Source organism: Micromonospora sp. CNZ299 (assembly GCF_002754415.1).
This window is the reverse complement of the sequence record NZ_PEFG01000001.1, coordinates 3,658,410-3,675,828: the sequence shown is the minus strand read 5'-3', so window position 1 is coordinate 3,675,828 and position 17,419 is coordinate 3,658,410. Positions and strand designations below refer to the sequence as shown.

The window sequence follows — 17,419 nt, the reverse complement described above, 5'->3', positions numbered from 1 at the left end:
CGGCTTCCCTGAAACCGCGGCATCAACGTCGCGCGGACACCCCGATTTACAGAAACCCGAGTCGATCATGGCCCGGGCCGCCCGGACGGGCCGGGTGGTCAGGGCAGCCAGGTGGGTAGCGGCTCGCGGGCGGCCAGCCACGGCTCGGGCACGCCCCCGGGGGTGCCGACACCGGTGTACGCCGCCACCACCGCCCCGGCGATGGCGGACGTGGTGTCCACGTCCCCACCCGCCCGCACGCACGTCCGGATCGCCGTCGGATAGTCGTCGAGGTGGGCGGCGGCCACCCAGAGTGTGAACCCGACGGTGTCCTGCGCGGTCACCCGGGAGCCGTTGCCGAGCGCCGCCACCACCCGGGGCAGTGGCCGGCCGAGCAGCCCGGCCGCCCGGTTCACGCTCCGGTGCACCTCGGTGCCCGGATCGAGCGCGGCGGCGATCCCGGCGAGCAGCCGCTCCGGGGCTGGCCGGTGCCCGTCGAGGCGGGCTCGGGCGGCCAACGAGGCGGCGACAGCGACCGCGACGGCGCCAACGATGCCCTCGGGGTGCGCGTGCGTCACCTCGGCCGAGGAGCGGGCCTGGGCCGCGGCACGCGCGGTCGAGTCGGCGAAGTACGCGCCCAGCGGGCCGACCCGCATGGCCGCGCCGTTGCCGCAGGAGCCCTGACCGTCGAACGCGGAGGCGGCGGCCAGCGGCCACGGGGTGCCGGTGCGGATCAGCCGGAGGATCAACGTCGCGCCGGCGCCGTAGCCCCGGCGCGGCTCGCAGCGCTCGGCGAAGGCCAGGGCCAGCCGGTCCCGGTCGATGCTGCCGGAGTCGGCGAGCTCGGCGAGGACCGAGCAGGCCATCTCGGTGTCGTCGGTCCACTCCCAGGGCGACGACGGCAACGCCTGCGGGGTGAGATCCGCAGGTGCCGAGCCCGGCAGGAAATACTGGGCGCCGAGCGCGTCGCCGGTGGAGAGACCGGCGAGGCTGTCCCGGGCGAGCGCCAGGCGGGCATCGGCGAACAGGGTGAACGACATCGTCGTACCAGCTTGCCCCCTCGCCAGGCACGTCGCAACGCGATCAACTTGCCAGGCCCAGTACGGTCTTGTCGTGGCCTCCGTGCTCCTGGTCGAAGACGATCACGTCGTACGCGGTGCGATGCTGCGGTCCCTCACCGACCGGGGGCATGCCGTGCACGCCGTGGGTACGGCGTTGGACGCGCTGCGCCGGGTCGCCGCGGAGACACCCGACCTGGTGGTGCTCGACCTGGGTCTGCCGGACCTGGACGGCTCGGACGCGCTGCGGATGCTGCGCGGCATCACCGACGTCCCGATCATCATCGCCACCGCCCGCGACGACGAGCAGTCGGTGGTCAAGCTGCTGCGTGCCGGCGCGGACGACTACATGGTCAAGCCGTTCACCGGGGCGCACCTGGACGCGCGGATCACCACGGTGCTGCGCCGGGCCGGGCGGGCCAGCCGGACGGTGCAACCCGCTGTGCACAGCGTCGGCGGGCTCAAGGTGGACGTGGGCGAACGCAGTGCCCAGCTCGACGGGGAGCCACTGGCGCTGACCCGCAAGGAATTTGACCTGCTGGCGTATCTCGCCGCGCGACCTGGGCGGGTAGTGTCCCGCCGGGAACTCTTGGAGGAGGTATGGCGGCAGCCATCGGTCGGCGAGGATCAGACCATCGACGTTCACCTGTACTGGCTCCGCAGAAAGATGGGCGAGTCCGCGGCGAAGCCGCGCTACCTGCGCACCGTGCGGGGGGTCGGGTTCCGGCTGGTGGCACCGGACTGAGGACGGCGCTGGCCCTGCTCACGGCCGGCATGTGCAGTCTCGTCGCGCTCGCGTTCCTGATCCCCCTCGGCCTCAGCCTGCGTGAGCAGAGCCGGGACGAGGCGATCGCCGACGCCGCCCGGCGCAGCGCGCTGGTGACCGGCGCGCTGGCGGTCAGCACCGACCCGACGGTCGTCGAGCGTGCCGTGGTGGCCAGCGCCGAGGGTGCCCAGACCCGGCCGGTGGTGCACGGGTTGGGTCTGGACGAGTCCGCGGGCCGGGCCAGTGGCAGTGACCTGGACCGGGCCCGTGCCGACCGGCGGTCGCTGGTCGTGGACGTCGACGGCGGTGTGGTCCGGCTCGACCCGGTGGTCCTCGGTGACCGGACGGCCGTGGTCGAGGTGTTCCTCCCGGATTCGACGCTGGGTGAGGGTGCCGGCGGCACCTGGTTGCTGCTGTTCGCGGTCGGCGCGGCGATGGCCGGCGCCGCGGTGCTGGTGGTCGACCGGGTCGCCGCCCGCGCCGTGGACTCGACCCGAGGTCTGGTGAAGGCCGCACTGTCCATCGGCGACGGCGACCTGGGCGTACGGGTGGAGCCGACCGGTCCCCGCGAGCTGGCCGAGGCCGGGTACGCCTTCAACCGGATGGCGGACCGGCTCGACGCGGCCCGCACCGATGAGCGGGAGCTGGTGGCCGACCTGTCGCACCGTCTGCGCACCCCGTTGACGGTGCTGCGGTTGGACGCGGAGGCGTTGGAGTCCGACGACACCAGCGTGGGTTCGTTCAGCCCGGCGGAGCTGGACCGGCTCCGGGGCATCCGGCGGATCCGGCAGGCGATCGTCACCCTGGAGGGTGAGATCGACGTGCTGATCAAGACGACCCGCAAGTCGGTGGCGCACGAGGCCGGTCCGGCGATGTGCGACGTCAGCGAGGTGGTCCGGGACCGGATGGTGTTCTGGGCGGCCCTGGCCGGCGACCAGAACCGGCCGCACCGGGTGAACGGCGCGCAGTTGCGCATCCCGGCACCGGTGCCGCGGGCCGAGCTGGCCGCAGCGCTGGACGCGGTCATCGGCAACGTCTTCCGTTACACGCCGCAGGGCACCGCGTTCGAGGTGGCCGTGTCCCGACGCGACGGTTACGTGGCGATCCGGATCGACGACGCCGGTCCCGGCATCACCAACCCGGACCGGGCGCTGCGCCGGGGCACCAGCGACCAGGGTTCGACCGGGCTGGGGCTGGACATCGCCAAGCGGGTGGCGTTGCAGGCCAACGGGTCGGTGAGCATCGACCGCGCCCGGCTGGGCGGGGCCAGCGTGGTGATGCTGCTCGCCGACCCGGAGGCGACGCCCCGGCAGGTGAGCCGCTTCGGTCTGGTAGGCCGGATGGCCCGCGACGCCCGGGACACGAAGTCCAGCGGACGTCGCTGGCCCCGCCAGCGCCCCACCGACGAGTGACCGCAACGGCCCGGGTTGTGGGCCGGCGCAAGTCTTCCTTAGATCGCGGTTAACGATCGCGTGTGACCGGCTTCGGGCTGACAGGATCAGTGCACGAACCCACCAGTTTCACCGGTCGAGCGCACCACGCACCCCCGGCCGGTGAAGCCGCGCGCGCGGCGGGAGTCTCAGGTCCCCCCACACCCACGCTCCCGCCGCGCGCCCCGCTCCCCCGAACGGCTCAGCGGCTCAGCCGCGCTCCGGCCGCCCAGCTCAGCCGGCGGCGGTGGCGAGGTACGCGTCGATCTCGGCGCTGATCCGCTGCTTGCCGGCGGGATCGAGGAAGGACGCGGTCACCGCGTTGCGGGCCAGCCCGGCCAGACCCTCGCGACCGGCCCCGAGCAGACGGGCCGCCACCGCGTACTCGTCGTTGAGGGTCGTGCCGAACATCGGCGGGTCGTCGGAGTTGATGGTGACCAGCAGCCCAGCCTCGACCAGCTGGGGCAGCGGGTGCTCGTCGAGGCTGGCCACCGCCCGGGTCCGTACGTTGGACGTCGGGCAGATCTCCATCCCGATCTGCCGCTCGGCCAGGTGTGTGAGCAGCTCCGGGTCCTGTGCGGCGGAGATGCCGTGCCCGATGCGCTCGGCGCCCAGCTCGTTCAGCGCGTCCCAGATCGTCTGCGGCCCGGTGGTCTCCCCGGCGTGCGGCACCGAGCGCAGACCGGCCGCGCGGGCCTGGTCGAAGTAGGGCCGGAACTGCGGTCGGGGCACGCCGATCTCCGGGCCACCCAGACCGAAGCTGACCAGCCCGTCCGGGCGTTCCTCCAGGGCGATGCGCAGCGTCTGCTCGGCGGAGGGCAGACCCGCCTCGCCGGGGATGTCGAAGCACCAGCGCAGTTCGAGGCCGAAGTCGGCCAGGGCGCGCCGGCGGGCGTCCTCGATCGCCTCGCAGAACGCCGGCGCGGGGATGCCCCGGCTCACGTGCGAGTACGGGGTGATGGTCAGCTCCGCGTACCGGACCTGTTGGCGTGCCAGCTCCCGGGCCACCTCGTGGGTGAGGATCCAGACGTCCTCCGGGTCGCGGACGAGGTCCACCACGCTCAGGTAGACCTCGATGAAGTGCGCGAAGTCGCGGAACTCGAAGTAGGTGGCGAGCGCCTCCGGGTCGGCCGGCACGGGGGTGCGTCCCTCGTGGCGGGCTGCCAGCTCGGCGACGATCCGGGGCGAGGCGGAGCCGACGTGGTGCACGTGCAGCTCCACCTTGGGCAGGCCGGCGATGAAGGTGGGCAGGTCGGTCACAGGTTCTCCTGGGCATGGTCGCCGGTGCGGGCGACGGCGAAGACGCGGCGGAACGGGAAGTACACCTGACCCTGCCGCACCGGGTACGCCGCGGTGAGTCGTACCCCCAGCTCGGCCCGGAAGGCCGACCAGCCGGCGGCGTCCAGCGCGGCCCGGACCGGGCGCAGCGCGGTGCCTTCCATCCAGGTCAGCACCGGGTGCGCGGCGGCGGGCCGAGCCGGCAGCAGGTGCACGTAGGTAGTCTCCCAGGCGTCCACGGCGCAGCCGGCGGCGGTCAGCAGCGCCGCGTAGTCGGCGGGGTCGTCGACCGGGTCCGCGCGCAGCAGCGGGGCGATCCCGGCCCGCCAGGCCGGCTGGTCGGCGACCTCGCGCAGGGCGCGGTGCGACGGGGCGGCGAAGTTGCCGGGGACCTGCATGGCCAGCCACGCCCCGGCGGGCAGCTCGCTGGCCCAGCTGCGCAGCAGCTCCTGGTGACCCGGCACCCACTGGAGCGCGGCGTTGCTGACGACCACGTCCTCGTCGCCGGTCGGATGCCAGTCGCGCAGGTCGGCGACCGCGAAGTCGACAGGAGTGCCGAGGGCGGCGGCCCGGTCGATCATCTCGGGTGAGGAGTCCAGGCCGAGCACCCGGCTGGTCGGCCAGCGCTGGGCGAGGGTGGCGGTGAGCTGGCCAGGGCCGCAGCCGAGGTCGACCACGGCCCGGGGCCGCTCGGCGGGGATCCGCGCGACGAGGTCGTGGAACGGCCGGGACCGCTCGTCGCCGAAGCGCAGGTAGGTTGTCGGGTCCCACATCGCAGCCTCCCAAACCGTACGTCCGTCTTGTTTCAAGATACGGCTCGCGTGGCAGGCCGGCAACCCGATCACTAGGCTCGGGGCATGGAACAGCGCAGCTTCAACCGGCTCGGCCGGACCGTCGGCGCGGTCGGCCTGGGCGCCTGGCAGCTCGGCGCCGACTGGGGCACCGTCAGCGAGGGCGACGCGATGGCGGTGCTCGCCGCCGCCGTGGACTCCGGAGTCACCTTCCTCGACACCGCCGACGTGTACGGCGACGGTCGCAGCGAGCAGCTGATCGGCCGCTTCCTGCGCTCCCGACCCGACGCCGGGCTCACCGTCGCCACCAAGATGGGCCGCCGCGTCGAGCAGCGGCCGGAGGCGTACACCCTGGCCAACTTCCGGCAGTGGACCGACCGCTCCCGAGCCAACCTGGGCATGGACACCCTGGACCTCGTCCAGCTGCACTGCCCGCCCACCGCCGTGTTCTCCTCCGACGAGGTCTTCGACGGCCTCGACACCCTCGTCGCCGAGAAGGCCATCGCCGGGTACGGGGTCAGCGTCGAGACCTGCGACCAGGCCCTCACCGCGATCGCCCGGCCGGGCGTGGCGAGTGTCCAGATCATCCTCAACGCGGTCCGCCACAAGCCGCTGGAGCGCGTCCTGCCGGCAGCCGCGGCGGCCGGCGTGGGCATCATCGCCCGGGTGCCACTGGCCAGCGGCCTGCTCTCCGGCCGGTACGACGAGCACACCGAGTTCGCCGCCGACGACCACCGCAACTTCAACCGCACCGGCGCGGCCTTCGACGTCGGCGAGACGTTCTCCGGCGTCGACTTCGCGCAGGGCCTCGCCGCCGTACGCCGGCTGGCGCCGCTGGTCGACGCGGACCGCACGATGGCGCAGTTCGCGTTGCGCTGGGTGCTCGACCAGCCGGGCGTCACCGTGGTCATCCCCGGCGCCCGCGACGCTGACCAGGCCCGGCGCAACGCCGCTGCGGCGGACCTGTCGTCGCTGAGCGACGACCAACTGGCAGCCGTACGCGAGACCTACGACGAGCTGATCCGCCCGCAGGTGCACGACCGGTGGTGACCCGCACGCCCGGGGTGCTCGCGTCGCGCCACCCGGCCGACCATGCTGGAGGGCGACGCACCGCCTCGGGTGTCGGAGAGGGGACGCGATGAGGGGCTGGCTCTCGCTCACCCTCGGCCTGCTGGCCGTCGTGATCGGTGCCGTGTGGACGGTGCAGGGCCTCGGCTATGTCAGCGGCAGCGTGATGACCGACCAGAAGATCTGGGTGGTGATAGGTCCGATCGTGGCACTGGTCGGGCTGGTGGTGCTCTGGCTCGGCCTACGCTCGCGCCGCCGACGCTGACCAACTGGCCCTGGTGGCCTGGCACGGAAAAGCCCCGCATCCCTGGAAGGGTGCGGGGCTTTTCAACGGCCCTGTGCCGGACCGTCCCACTGACCGGCGGGGGCCGGCCATCTCACTCAGATGGGACGGACCTGCTCAGCCTGCGGGCCCTTCTGACCCTGAGCGATCTCGAACTCCACCCGCTGGTTCTCCTCCAGCGAGCGGTAGCCGCTGGTCTGGATGGCCGAGAAGTGGACGAACACGTCAGCACCCCCACCATCGACGGTGATGAAGCCGAAGCCCTTGTCAGCGTTGAACCACTTCACGGTTCCCTGAGCCATGTGTATCTCCCTCTAAAAACTGGCGGCCGTGCACGCCGTCCGGCCGATTGGCCGTTTTCGAGCAGCGGTGCCTGAGGCGGCCCCACGAAGGAGACTTCTCTCAACCCACGCCATCTCGCAACAGCGGGGACCAGCAAATCACGGAGGTAAAAAGTCTGTCACGACCTCTCCGACGAATTTCTCCGACATGTGACCTGACGGATGCCTCAGTTCCGCTGGGCGGCGTCCGAAGCCATGCGAAAGCCCCCTTCCCATCGATGCGGGAAGGGGGCTGAAGTCGCTCTGTGGTCAGTCCGGCCAGCTGCCGGTCATCCGACGGACGCCGACCGCGCCGCCCCGGTCCACAGCGGCCCGGACGACCGCGAAGATGGCCCCCTGCAACGCCGCGGCGGCCAGGATCTCGCCCCAGCCGCGATCCTCGTCGATGGCGTTGGGTGCCTCACCGTCGCCCGCGGTGACCTTCCAGACCTGCCGGAAAATCGCCCCGGCCACCGTGCCCGCGGCGATACCCAACAACACGCCGACCGGCCGGTACGCGACCCTGCCGATGCTCTTACTCACCTACGCCTCCCCCGCACGATCATCAGCACCACCACGGTGGCCACCGCACCGGCGGCGATCGCCGCCCACGGCACCGGGTTGCGTCGCACCAACTCGCCCTTCTCGTGCGCCTGTGCGCGCACCAACTCGCCCTTCTCGTAGGCCTGCGCGCGGGCCATTCCGGCACCACGCACGGCCTGCCCGCGAACCCGGGCGACAGTCTGCGCCGCCTGCTCGCGCATCCGCTCCTTCGCCTGCTCGGCGGAAACCTTCAGGCGCGCCTTGACGTCGGCCTTGGCGGCCAGCGCCTCCATCGTCTCGCCCAACTCGACCCGGGTGCGGCGGATCTCCTCGCGGAGCGCCTCCGTGTCGCCGGTCCCGTTGCCGGTCATTGCCGCCCCCTGTCCTTCACCGCGGCGGTGACGGTGTCCATGTCGGCCCGGAGGCTACGGACCGTCGCCGCCGGCACCGGTGGGACCGCACGGCTGACCTGCTTCTTGCCCACCAGGGCAAGGATGCCGGCCACCAGGAAACAGGCAACCGCCACGATCAGCGCGGCGGCCCAGGCGGGCAACACCAGGTCGAGCAGCAGGATCGCCGTGACGACCAACGCGCCCAGGCCGTAGAACGCCAGTGCGCCGCCGCCGCCGAAGAGCCCGATGCCAATGCCCGCGTGCTTGCCCTTCTCGGTCAACTCCGCTCGGGCCAGCGCCAGTTCGTCCCGTACGAGACGGGAGACCTGCTCGGTGGCCCGCTGCACCAACTCGGCGGTGGAGGGCTCGCTCCCGTTCTGGGATGTGCGGGCGTTCGCCACGTCAGCCATGCTGTCCTCCTTTCCTCATCACCGCGCTGTATGCCCGGAGTCGCCGCCCGTCAATCCTAAAGCGCGCCGAGCAGCTCACCGTCCGCGTTGTCCGGACGCCGCGCCGAGGACCGGCGCACCGTCCCACCCTGATCACGCCAGAGACGTCCGGCAGCACATCCCCCACCCAAGCCCGGCCAAACCTCTCGCAACGGACCACCAACCCCGCTCGCACAGCGGTGATCATGAGGTTGACGTGGACAAACCGGGCGCACCGGCCCGGCAAGTCCATGATCGCCACGGTTCTGCGGGCAGCACTCGGGCGGCGCGGCGCGGCGGCCGGGCGCGGACGGGTCAGGGACGGGTTTCTTCGGGGCCCACGAAGGCTTCACTGCGGGCGTCGCCGTCGTCGCTGCCACCGAAGACGCGAGCGTCGTCCGGTGCCTCGGTCTCCGACAGGCGGCGTGCCGGCCGCCTCGGCTGCACCCACTGCCAGGGCAGGTTGCTGCTGGAGTCGCCCAGCTCGGTGCGCATCCGGGGCATCGCGGTCGGGCGGTTGTCCCGGATCCAGGCCACCAGATGCTCGCGGACCAGGCAGCGCAGGTCCCACAGGCTGCCCGCGTCCGCGGCGCTGACCAGCGCGCGCATTCGTACCATCCCGCCGGTGGCGTCGGTGACCTGAAGGACGCAGACCCGGCCGTCCCACAGCTCGGTGCCCTCGACCAGGCGCCGCAACTCCTCGCGCATGGTCTGCACGGGCACCGCCCAGTCCACGTCGAACTCGGCGGTGCCGAGCACCGCTGCCTCGGTCCGCGTCCAGTTCTGGAACGGCTTGCTGGTGAAGTACGAGGTGGGCAGGATCAACCGCCGGTCGTCCCAGATCTGCACGACCACGTAACTGAGGGTCAGCTCCTCGATCCGACCCCACTCCCCCTCGACGACGACCACGTCATCGAGCCGGACGGCGTCGCTGAACGCGAGCTGGAGGCCGGCGAACACGTTGCCGAGGAGGCTCTGGGCGGCGAGCGCGGCCACCACACCGACCACACCGGCCGAGGTCAGCACACCGGCGCCGATGCCCCGCACACTGGGGAACGTCATCAGCATCACGCCGATGGTCAGGATGACGATCACCGCGATGGTCAGCCGGCGCAGCATCACCACCTGGGTCCGGACCCGCCGGGCGTGCCGGTTGTCCGGCACGTCGACCCGGAACCGGGCCAGCGCGGTGTCCTCCACGACGACCAGCAGCGAGGCCACCAGCCAGGCCGCAGTGGCGATGACGGCGAGGATGAGCAGGTGCAGCAGCAGGCGGCGCCAGCTCTCGCCGACCGCGTACCCGGTGCTGAAACGGACGGCGAACTGCACGGCGAGGACCGTTCCGGCGACCTGGAACGGGCGGTGCGCGTGGTCGGTCAGCTCGGTCATCAACAGCGAGCGACGGCCGAACCGCCGGGTCAGCCGGTGGACGACCTCGACCAGGAACAGGGCGACCGCCGCCGCGACGAGCGCGGCGACGGCCGTTTCGACATAGTTCTGCAAGGCTTCGGTGCTCCCCTTCGACCAGGCGTCGGGCACTCCGGGCAAAAGCCCAAGAGTGCCCGACGACCGTGGTATCGACCAGCTCAGACCTTGCGGTACCGGGACTGGAGGAAGCAGTAGACACCGAAGGCGGCGATGCCCAGGGCGACCAGGGTCAGCAGGAGCGTGCCGTACGACTGCTCGCGCAGGGCGTGCAGCGCGGCGTCCAGACCACGGGCCTTCTCCGGGTCGTAGTTCACCGCCGCGACGATGACCAGCAGACCGGCGATGCCGTACGCGACGCCCTTGGCCACGTATCCGGCCATGCCGAGACGGCGGGCCAGTTGGCGGGTCTTGGGGCTCATCTCACCGGTCTTCAGGTGCTTCTCGAACTTCTTGAGGGCGCCGTAGATGACCAGGCCGACACCGATCGCGGCGAGCACCAGCCCGGCGAGGCCGACGAGCCAGCGGCCGCCGGTGGAGGTCATCAGTTTGCCGGTCAGCGCCTCCTGCTGGTCGGCGCTGTTCGACCCGGCGTCCTTGAAGACCTTGAACGCGGTCCAGGCGAAGTAGAGGTAGACGATGGTCCGGCCGGCCGAGGCGAGCCGTTCGATGACCCGTTCCTTGCCGCGCTCGGCGCGGTGCCCGACCGCCGCCTCCAGCGCCTGCCAGATCGCCATCGCGAGCAGGCCGACCGCGACGGCGATGACCAGGAACTTACCGAGGGGCTGTGACGAGAGGGTACGCAGCGCGCCGGACTGGTCGCCGTCGTCGGACGACTTGTCGAAGGCGATCTGCAGTGCCAGCCAGGCGAAGAGGAGGTGGACGATGCCGTAGCCGATGAAGCCGGCCCGGGCGAGGAGTTCCAGCCACCGGCTGTCCGCCGTACGGGAGGCGGTGGCTTCGGCGCTACGGGTAAGTGACATGGCGTCACAATCTCCGATTGCGAAGATTCTCAAACGTCGGCCACCGCCGCCCGCCCAGGTCAGCTGCCCGGGTTACGCGCTACGCGAATCTTGACCTGTTGGTCGGTCACGCTGTCCAGGGTCACCCCGAAACCCCCGGCCTCGGCGGCCTGCTGGCCGGTGGTGAGGGTGAGCTGTTCGCCGGCGACCTCGACGGTCACCTGGTCACCCTCGGCGCCGACCAGCTTGGCCTCGACGCCCAGGATGGTGGTCCTCGCGTCGACACCTCGATCGAAGGTGATGGTGCAGGCGTCCACCGAACAGTCTGTGGAGGCGCCCTGGGAGCTGCAGCCGGCGAGCACGGCGATGCCGAGCGCCAGACCGGCGAACAGACCGGCGGCGCGGCGGACGGTGGGCATGGGCATGGTGGCGGGTCGGTTCGTCACCTCGCCAAGAGTACGAGACGCCCGCGATGTCACAGTCGATCGGTGATCAGCCGGTGGCCGGACGGGGTCGCGGGAGCACCGGCTAGGGTCCGGGACATGCCGTTCGACATCGCCCGCACCCGGGCCGCGTACCCCGCCCTGACCGAGGGCTTCGTCCACTTCGACGGGGCCGGGGGCACCCAGACCGCCGCCGGTGTGATCGACGCGGTCGCCGACGCCATGCGCGCGGCGGTCGGCAACCGCAGCGCCGCCAACGTACCGGGCCGCCGGTCGTTGGAGCTGGTGGCCGAGACCCGCTCGGCGGTGGCCGACCTGCTCGGCGCCGACCCGGCCGGGGTGGTGCTCGGTCCGAGTGCCACCGCGCTGACGTACACCCTGGCCCGCACGCTCGGCGCGACCTGGCGCCCGGGTGACGAGGTGGTGGTGTCCCGGCTCGACCACGACGCCAACATCCGGCCGTGGGTGCAGGCCGCCGAGGCGGCTGGTGCGACGGTGCGCTGGGCGGAGGTCGACCGGCACACCGGTGAGCTGCCCGCCGCCCAGTACGCCGACCTGGTCGGCGAGCGGACCCGGCTGGTCGCGGTGACCGCCGGCAGCAACGCCATCGGCACCGTGCCGGACGTGCCGGCGATCGCCAAGATCGCGCACGCCGTCGGCGCGCTCGTACACGTCGACGGGGTGCACTCCGTTCCGCACGGGCCGACCGACCTGACCTCACTCGGCGCCGACGTGCTGGTGACCAGCGCGTACAAGTGGTCCGGGCCGCACCTGGCGGCGATGGTGGCCGACCCGGCCCGCTGGGCGGCGCTGCACCCGGCGAAGCTGGTGCCGTCCTCCGACGCGGTGCCGGACCGGTTCGAGTACGGCACGCCGAGTTTCCCGCTGCTGGCTGGGGTGACCGCGGCGGTCGATCACCTGGCCGGGCTGGACCCGGACGCGGTCGGGGACCGGCGGGCGCGGCTGCGGGCCGGTCTGGCCGCCGCCCAGGCGCACGAGGAGGCGCTGCTGGACCGGTTGCTCGCCGGGTTGGCGGAGCGGCCGGCGGTCACCGTGTACGGCTCGCCGGCCCGGCGCTGCCCGACGGTGTCGTTCCGGGTCGCCGGGCTGTCGCCGGCGGCCACCCAGGAGGCGTTGGGCGCCGCCGGGTTCTGCCTGTCGGTCGGCGACTACTACGCCTACGAGTACTTCCAGATGATGGGTCTGCGGGACAGCGGCGGCGCGGTGCGGGCCAGCATCTACCACTACAACACGGCCGACGAGGTGGACCGGTTGCTCGGCGAACTCGACGCGCTGACCGGCAGCGCGGGGAGAATGGCCGGATGAGCACCCTGGTCGAGGACAACCCGGCGAAGCACCGCTTCGAGATCCTGGTCGACGACGCGTTGGCCGGCTTCGCCGCGTACGTGATGCGCGGGGAGGTCCTGGTCTTCACCCACACCGAGGTGGACCGGGGTTTCCAGGGCAAGGGCGTGGGCGGTGCGTTGATCCGGGGCACCCTGGACGAGGTCCGCGCCCGGGGTGGCACCGTGGTGCCGCAGTGCTCCTTCATGGCCGCGTTCATCGACAAGCACCCCGAGTACGCCGACCTGGTCGCCGACCTGCCGTAGGCGGGACGGTCGGCTCAGCGGGTGCCGGTCAGCACCTCGGCGGCGGCCCAGCCACTGGCCCGGGTCGCGCCGTGGGTGGCCAGGTGCACCGACCCGGTCACCAGCTCCGGCACGCCCAGCTCGACCACTACCGCGTCGGGGCGGGCGGCCAGCGCGCGTTGCACGGCGGAGCGCATCCAGTCGTGCCGGTGCAGGTCGCGGACCACCAGGACCAGGGGGCGGGTGCCGGCCCCGGCGCCCGGATCGGCCGGCACGTCGGGCTCGGCGTAGCGGACCGTGCTGGTGCCGGGCAGCAGCTCGCCCAGTGGCGCGCCGATGCCCCACGGGGTCTCCGCGCCGATGGCGATGTTGCGCAGCGGCTCGAACTCGACGACGTGCGCCGCGCGGGTCAACGGCAGCGTCCCGGCCGCGGCCCGTGCGGTGGTGACCCGAACGGCCCGGCGGGCGGCGACCAGCCCGACGTCGGCGGCGCCGCGCACTCCGGCCGACCCGGCGGTGCGGGCGGCCATCGTCCACGCGGCGAGTTGCCCGACCCGCTTGGCCGCCTCGGCGAGTCGTTCCTCGGGCAGCTCACCGGAGACGACCGCGGCCACGATGGCGTCGCGCAGCTCGCGCACCGCCTGCTCGTCGGCCCGTTCGCCACCGACGCAGATCGCGTCGGCTCCGGCGGCGAGGGCGCGAACCGTCGCCCCGGCGAAGCCGTAGCGTTCGGCGACCGCGCGCATCTCCACCGCGTCGGTCACCACCACGCCGGAGAAGCCCATCTCGTCGCGGAGCAGCCCACCCAGGATGCGCTGACTCAGCGTGGCAGGCAGCTCCGGATCCAGAGCCGGCACCAGCAGGTGGCCGGTCATCACCGCCTGCACCCCGGCGGCCACGGCGGCCCGGAACGGGGCCAGCTCGCAGGCGTCCAGCCGGGCCCGGTCGGCGGTGATGCGGGGCAGGTCATGGTGTGAGTCGACGCGGGTGTCGCCGTGGCCGGGGAAGTGCTTGGCGCAGGCCGCGACACCGCCGGCCTGGAGGCCGCGTACCCAGGCGGCGGTGTGCCGGGCGACCAGCGCGGGGTCGGCGCCGAAGGACCGCACGCCGATCACGGGGTTCTCCGGGTTGGAGTTGACGTCGGCGTCCGGGGCGTAGTTGAGGGTGACCCCCGCGGCGGCCAGCTCGACGCCGAGGTCCCGGGCGACCGCCTCGGTCAGCGCCGGGTCGTCGACGGCGCCGAGGGCGAAGTTGCCGGGCCGGGTGCTGCCGTGCACCGACTCGAGTCGGGTGACGTCGCCGGCCTCCTCGTCGATCGCCACGATGACGTCCGGCCGCTCTGCGCGCAGCGTCGCGGTGAGTGCCGCCACCTGCGCGGGGTCGACGACGTTGCGGGCGAACAGCACCACCGCGCCGAGGCCCTCACCGAGCCAGCGACACACCCACGGCGGCGGGGTGGTGCCGACGAACCCGGGTTGCAGGACGGCAGAGGCGAGCGCCGGGAGGTGCCCGGCGGACCCGGTCACACCGCCCCCTCAGGACGGTCTGTCTCCAGCACCGGCTTCGGTGCGCCCCCGTCAAACCACTGGTCGCGCTCGCTCATGCGGCCCCCGTACCCCATCTCTCGCGCGCCCTCGGCGCACCGCCACCGGCAGGCGGTCATGCCATGGTCACACCGGGCGATTCAATAGTCAATAAACCTTACAGTTGCCTGGCGGCCCGCTCCCCGGGAGAGTGCGGGGATGGACCCCGCCCTGCTGGCCGACGCGACGAGCCCGGCCGACATCCCCGGCGTACGCCTGCTCGGCCTGGTGGTCGGCGCGCTGCTGCTGCTCGCCGCGATCCGGGCGATGTTCGGTCGACGCTGAGCACCGCGCACCGATCCGGGCCCGGCGAGCCGTGTGTGGCCGACCGCGCCCGGGGTACGGCATTCCCCATCAGCAGGTTCGCGCGCCGAAGGGGAAACGATGAAGATCGGATACTTTCTGTCCAGTGAGGAGTTCACGCCAGCCGAGCTGCTGGAGCAGGCGCGCGGTGCCGAACGGGCCGGCTTCGAGGCGCTGTGGATCTCCGACCACTACCACCCGTGGGTGGACGCGCAGGGCCAGAGCCCGTTCGTCTGGTCGATGATCGGCGCGCTCAGCCAGGTCTGCTCGCTCCCGGTCACCACTGCGGTGACCTGCCCGACCGTGCGGATCCACCCGGCCGTGATCGCGCAGGCGGCGGCGACCAGCGCGGTGCTGCACGGCGGGCGGTTCGTGCTCGGCGTCGGCACCGGCGAGGCGCTCAACGAGCACATCTTCGGTGACGCCTGGCCGCAGGCCGACGTCCGCCTGGAGATGCTGGAGGAGGCCGTCGAGGTGCTGCGCGCGCTGTGGGCCGGCGGCTTCGTCAGCCACCACGGCAAGCACTACACAGTCGAGCAGGCCCGGATCTACACGCTGCCCGACACTCCCCCGCCGATCTACGTCTCCGGCTTCGGGCCGAAGTCCATCGAGCTGGCCGCCCGGATCGGCGACGGCTACGTGAGCACCATGCCCGACGGCGAGATGGTCCGGCGCTTCCGCGAGAACGGCGGCGGCGACAAGCCGTGCCAGGCCGGCTTCAAGGCGGCGTACGCGGACAGCGAGGACGAGGGCATGCGCATCGCGTACGAGCGCTGGCCGAACGCGGGGGTGCCGGGCGAGCTGTCCCAGGTGCTTCCCTCACCGCGCCACTTCGAGCAGGCCGCCGAGCTGGTCAAGCCGGAGATGGTCAGGGACGCGTTCGTCTGCGGCAACAGCGTCGACGCGCACCTGGAGATGATCGACAAGTACGCCAAGGCCGGCTTCGACGAGGTGTACGTGGCCAACACCGGCCCGCACTACCAGGGCCTGTTCGACCTGTACCAGCGCGAGGTCCTGCCCCGCCTGCGCTGAGCCCCGGATCAGACGAGCCGGCTACCCAGGGACATTGCCGATGCCCCGCCCATGATCGCCCGAATGCGTTTCGGCGGTCATGGGCTCGGGTACCTCCGGCCCTCGATGAAACTGTCCACGCATTCGATGACGTTGCGCCGCGCGGCCCGCAGCCTTTTCGGCTGGAAGGCGCTGAGGCCCAACCAGCTGGCCGCCATGCGCGCGGTCATGAAGCGACGTGACGCCCTGGTGGTGTTGCCCACCGGGGCCGGCAAGTCGGCGATCTACCAGATTCCGGCCAGCCTGATCCCCGGTCCCACCGTGGTGATCTCCCCACTGCTGGCCCTCCAGCAGGACCAGATCGCCTCCCTCAACGAGCGGCAACGCCCGGAGCTGCGGGCGGTGCGGATCAGCTCGAACGAGTCGCCCACCCAGCAGGCGGAGGCGATCACCGAGATCCGCGAGGGCCGGGCGGAGTTCCTGTTCATCACCCCGGAACAGCTCAGCAACCCGGACCGGATGGCCGAGGTCGCCGATCTGAAGCCGGCGCTGGTGGCGATCGACGAGGCGCACTGCATCTCGGCGTGGGGCCACGACTTCCGCCCCGACTACCTGGCGCTCGGGCACCTCATCGACGGCATCGGTCGGCCGCCGGTGGTCGCGCTGACCGCCACCGCCTCCCCTCCGGTGCGCGACGACATCATCGCCCGGCTGCGGCTGCGCGACCCGGAGGTCGTGGTCTCCGGGCTGGACCGGCCGAACCTGTTCCTCGAGGTCGCGCACTGCCCGACCGAGGACTACCGGTGGCGGCGGCTGGTCGCGCTGCTGAGCGACGACGAGCGGCCGGGGATCATCTACGTGCCGACCCGCCGCGCCGCCGAGGAGCTGGCCACCCGGTTGACCGACGCCGGCTTCCCGGCGCAGTTCTACCACGGCGGGATGGCGGCCGGCGCGCGTTCCGAGCTGCACGAGGCGTTCCTCGCTGACGAGGTTCCCATCATGGTGGCGACGTCGGCGTTCGGCATGGGCATCGACAAGCCGAACATCGCCTGGGTGGCCCACATGGCGCTGCCCGACTCGCCGGACAGCTACTTCCAGGAGATCGGCCGGGCCGGTCGCGACGGGCAACCCGCCCGGGTGCTGCTGCTCTGGCAGGCCGAGGACGTGGGCCTGCAGCGGTTCTTCAGCGGCGGCCTGCCCGACGTCGACGAGCTGCGCGACCTGGCCGCGCTGCTGCGCCGCAAGCCGGCCACCAAGACCGAGCTGCGCGAGACCACCGGCCTCGGGCCGCGCAAGCTGGGCCAGTACCTCTCCCTGCTGGAGCAGATCGGCGCCGCGGAGCCGCGCGCACGGCAGCGCATCGGCGCTCCCCGCTACTCCCCCGCCCCGGCGGACGCCGCCGCGGCGGCACTGGCCGAGGCGGAACGCCAGCAGACGGTGACCCGGTCCCGCACCGACATGATGCGGGCCTTCGCCGAGACCACCGCCTGCCGGGGGCAGACGCTGCTGGCCTACTTCGGCGAGCAGATGACGCAGGTGTGCGGCCACTGCGACAACTGCCACAACGGCACCAGCGTGGCCGACCAGGGTGCGGTCGGGCCGTTCCCGGTGCACAGCCAGGTGCGTCACCCGGAGTGGGGGCGCGGCATGGTGCTCTCCTACGAGGAGGACAAGATGACGGTTCTCTTCGATGAGGTCGGGTACAAGACGTTGTCGGTGCGCGTGGTGTCCGAACAGGGCCTGTTGACCCTGGACTAGCCTGACCCG

Annotated in this window: 20 protein-coding genes; 9 read left to right on the top strand and 11 right to left on the bottom strand. The window is 72.3% G+C overall.

Annotation, left to right across the window (positions count from 1 at the left end; all coding sequences use genetic code 11):
* Nucleotides 1-98 precede the first annotated feature (98 nt).
* Nucleotides 99-1,019: an ADP-ribosylglycohydrolase family protein gene (locus CLT68_RS17200; RefSeq protein WP_099852140.1), complete on the bottom strand. Its 921-nt coding sequence runs from the start codon at nt 1,017-1,019 to the stop codon at nt 99-101.
* A gap of 73 nt (nt 1,020-1,092) precedes the next feature.
* Here CLT68_RS17200 and CLT68_RS17195 point away from each other — a divergent pair, with 73 nt between their 5' ends.
* The gene (locus tag CLT68_RS17195; RefSeq protein WP_099852139.1) at nt 1,093-1,782 is read left to right on the top strand and encodes a response regulator transcription factor; all 690 of its coding nucleotides are present in this window, start codon (nt 1,093-1,095) and stop codon (nt 1,780-1,782) included.
* A 29-nt stretch (nt 1,783-1,811) separates the two neighbouring features.
* Nucleotides 1,812-3,215, top strand: a complete 1,404-nt coding sequence (locus CLT68_RS17190) for a HAMP domain-containing sensor histidine kinase (protein ID WP_172861995.1) — start codon at nt 1,812-1,814, stop codon at nt 3,213-3,215.
* Between the two features lie 252 nt (nt 3,216-3,467).
* Here CLT68_RS17190 and CLT68_RS17185 read toward each other — a convergent pair whose 3' ends face one another.
* Both CLT68_RS17185 and CLT68_RS17180 read right to left on the bottom strand, forming a co-directional pair.
* The gene (locus CLT68_RS17185) at nt 3,468-4,493 is read right to left on the bottom strand and encodes an adenosine deaminase (RefSeq protein WP_099852138.1); all 1,026 of its coding nucleotides are present in this window, start codon (nt 4,491-4,493) and stop codon (nt 3,468-3,470) included.
* Nucleotides 4,490-5,284, bottom strand: a complete 795-nt coding sequence (locus tag CLT68_RS17180) for a trans-aconitate 2-methyltransferase (RefSeq protein ID WP_099852136.1) — start codon at nt 5,282-5,284, stop codon at nt 4,490-4,492. Before CLT68_RS17180 ends, CLT68_RS17185 begins: the two co-directional genes overlap by 4 nt.
* An 84-nt stretch (nt 5,285-5,368) precedes the next feature.
* Here CLT68_RS17180 and CLT68_RS17175 point away from each other — a divergent pair, with 84 nt between their 5' ends.
* Together CLT68_RS17175 and CLT68_RS17170 are read left to right on the top strand one after the other, a co-directional pair.
* Nucleotides 5,369-6,352, top strand: coding sequence for an aldo/keto reductase (locus tag CLT68_RS17175; RefSeq protein WP_099852135.1), 984 nt, complete (start codon nt 5,369-5,371; stop codon nt 6,350-6,352).
* An 88-nt stretch (nt 6,353-6,440) separates the two neighbouring features.
* Entirely contained in the window at nt 6,441-6,635 is a 195-nt protein-coding gene (locus tag CLT68_RS17170; RefSeq protein WP_099852133.1) for a hypothetical protein, read from the top strand.
* Between the two features lie 116 nt (nt 6,636-6,751).
* On the opposite strand, the gene CLT68_RS17165 is transcribed toward CLT68_RS17170, so the two are convergent.
* The 7 genes from CLT68_RS17165 to CLT68_RS17135 form a co-directional block, all read right to left on the bottom strand.
* Nucleotides 6,752-6,955 (bottom strand): cold-shock protein, encoded by a 204-nt coding sequence (locus CLT68_RS17165; protein WP_030338233.1) that lies wholly within the window; start codon nt 6,953-6,955, stop codon nt 6,752-6,754.
* Nucleotides 6,956-7,243: 288 nt separating this feature from the next.
* Nucleotides 7,244-7,516 carry a DUF4235 domain-containing protein gene (locus CLT68_RS17160; RefSeq protein WP_099852132.1) on the bottom strand — a complete coding sequence of 91 codons (273 nt, stop codon included), beginning with the start codon at nt 7,514-7,516 and terminating at the stop codon, nt 7,244-7,246.
* Nucleotides 7,513-7,887 (bottom strand): DUF3618 domain-containing protein, encoded by a 375-nt coding sequence (locus CLT68_RS17155; RefSeq protein WP_099852131.1) that lies wholly within the window; start codon nt 7,885-7,887, stop codon nt 7,513-7,515. Before CLT68_RS17155 ends, CLT68_RS17160 begins: the two co-directional genes overlap by 4 nt.
* Nucleotides 7,884-8,318: a phage holin family protein gene (locus CLT68_RS17150; protein ID WP_088947344.1), complete on the bottom strand. Its 435-nt coding sequence runs from the start codon at nt 8,316-8,318 to the stop codon at nt 7,884-7,886. The genes CLT68_RS17155 and CLT68_RS17150 overlap by 4 nt, the downstream gene beginning before the upstream one ends.
* A 333-nt stretch (nt 8,319-8,651) precedes the next feature.
* Entirely contained in the window at nt 8,652-9,839 is a 1,188-nt protein-coding gene (locus tag CLT68_RS17145; protein WP_099857271.1) for a mechanosensitive ion channel family protein, read from the bottom strand.
* A gap of 83 nt (nt 9,840-9,922) precedes the next feature.
* On the bottom strand, nt 9,923-10,744 hold the full coding sequence (locus CLT68_RS17140) for a DUF1206 domain-containing protein (RefSeq protein WP_099852130.1): 822 nt from the start codon (nt 10,742-10,744) through the stop codon (nt 9,923-9,925).
* Nucleotides 10,745-10,803: 59 nt separating this feature from the next.
* The gene (locus CLT68_RS17135; protein WP_088947342.1) at nt 10,804-11,169 is read right to left on the bottom strand and encodes a hypothetical protein; all 366 of its coding nucleotides are present in this window, start codon (nt 11,167-11,169) and stop codon (nt 10,804-10,806) included.
* Between the two features lie 96 nt (nt 11,170-11,265).
* Between CLT68_RS17135 and CLT68_RS17130 the strand changes: the two genes are divergently transcribed.
* Both CLT68_RS17130 and CLT68_RS17125 read left to right on the top strand, forming a co-directional pair.
* The gene (locus CLT68_RS17130; protein ID WP_099852128.1) at nt 11,266-12,492 is read left to right on the top strand and encodes a cysteine desulfurase-like protein; all 1,227 of its coding nucleotides are present in this window, start codon (nt 11,266-11,268) and stop codon (nt 12,490-12,492) included.
* A complete protein-coding gene (locus tag CLT68_RS17125; RefSeq protein ID WP_099852127.1) occupies nt 12,489-12,776 on the top strand; it encodes a GNAT family N-acetyltransferase in 288 nt (95 codons plus the stop codon). Before CLT68_RS17130 ends, CLT68_RS17125 begins: the two co-directional genes overlap by 4 nt.
* 14 nt (nt 12,777-12,790) lie before the next feature.
* Here the strand turns inward: CLT68_RS17125 and CLT68_RS17120 are convergent, their stop codons facing one another.
* Nucleotides 12,791-14,281, bottom strand: a complete 1,491-nt coding sequence (locus CLT68_RS17120; RefSeq protein ID WP_099852125.1) for a glycoside hydrolase family 3 N-terminal domain-containing protein — start codon at nt 14,279-14,281, stop codon at nt 12,791-12,793.
* Nucleotides 14,282-14,497: 216 nt separating this feature from the next.
* Between CLT68_RS17120 and CLT68_RS33835 the strand changes: the two genes are divergently transcribed.
* The 3 genes from CLT68_RS33835 to CLT68_RS17110 all read left to right on the top strand — a co-directional run bounded on the left by CLT68_RS33835 (nt 14,498) and on the right by CLT68_RS17110 (nt 17,410).
* Nucleotides 14,498-14,623 carry a hypothetical protein gene (locus CLT68_RS33835; protein WP_255421242.1) on the top strand — a complete coding sequence of 42 codons (126 nt, stop codon included), beginning with the start codon at nt 14,498-14,500 and terminating at the stop codon, nt 14,621-14,623.
* Nucleotides 14,624-14,722: 99 nt separating this feature from the next.
* Nucleotides 14,723-15,673, top strand: a complete 951-nt coding sequence (locus CLT68_RS17115) for a TIGR03557 family F420-dependent LLM class oxidoreductase (RefSeq protein ID WP_099852124.1) — start codon at nt 14,723-14,725, stop codon at nt 15,671-15,673.
* Between the two features lie 105 nt (nt 15,674-15,778).
* Nucleotides 15,779-17,410, top strand: coding sequence for a RecQ family ATP-dependent DNA helicase (locus CLT68_RS17110; protein WP_099857268.1), 1,632 nt, complete (start codon nt 15,779-15,781; stop codon nt 17,408-17,410).
* Nucleotides 17,411-17,419: the final 9 nt, after the last annotated feature.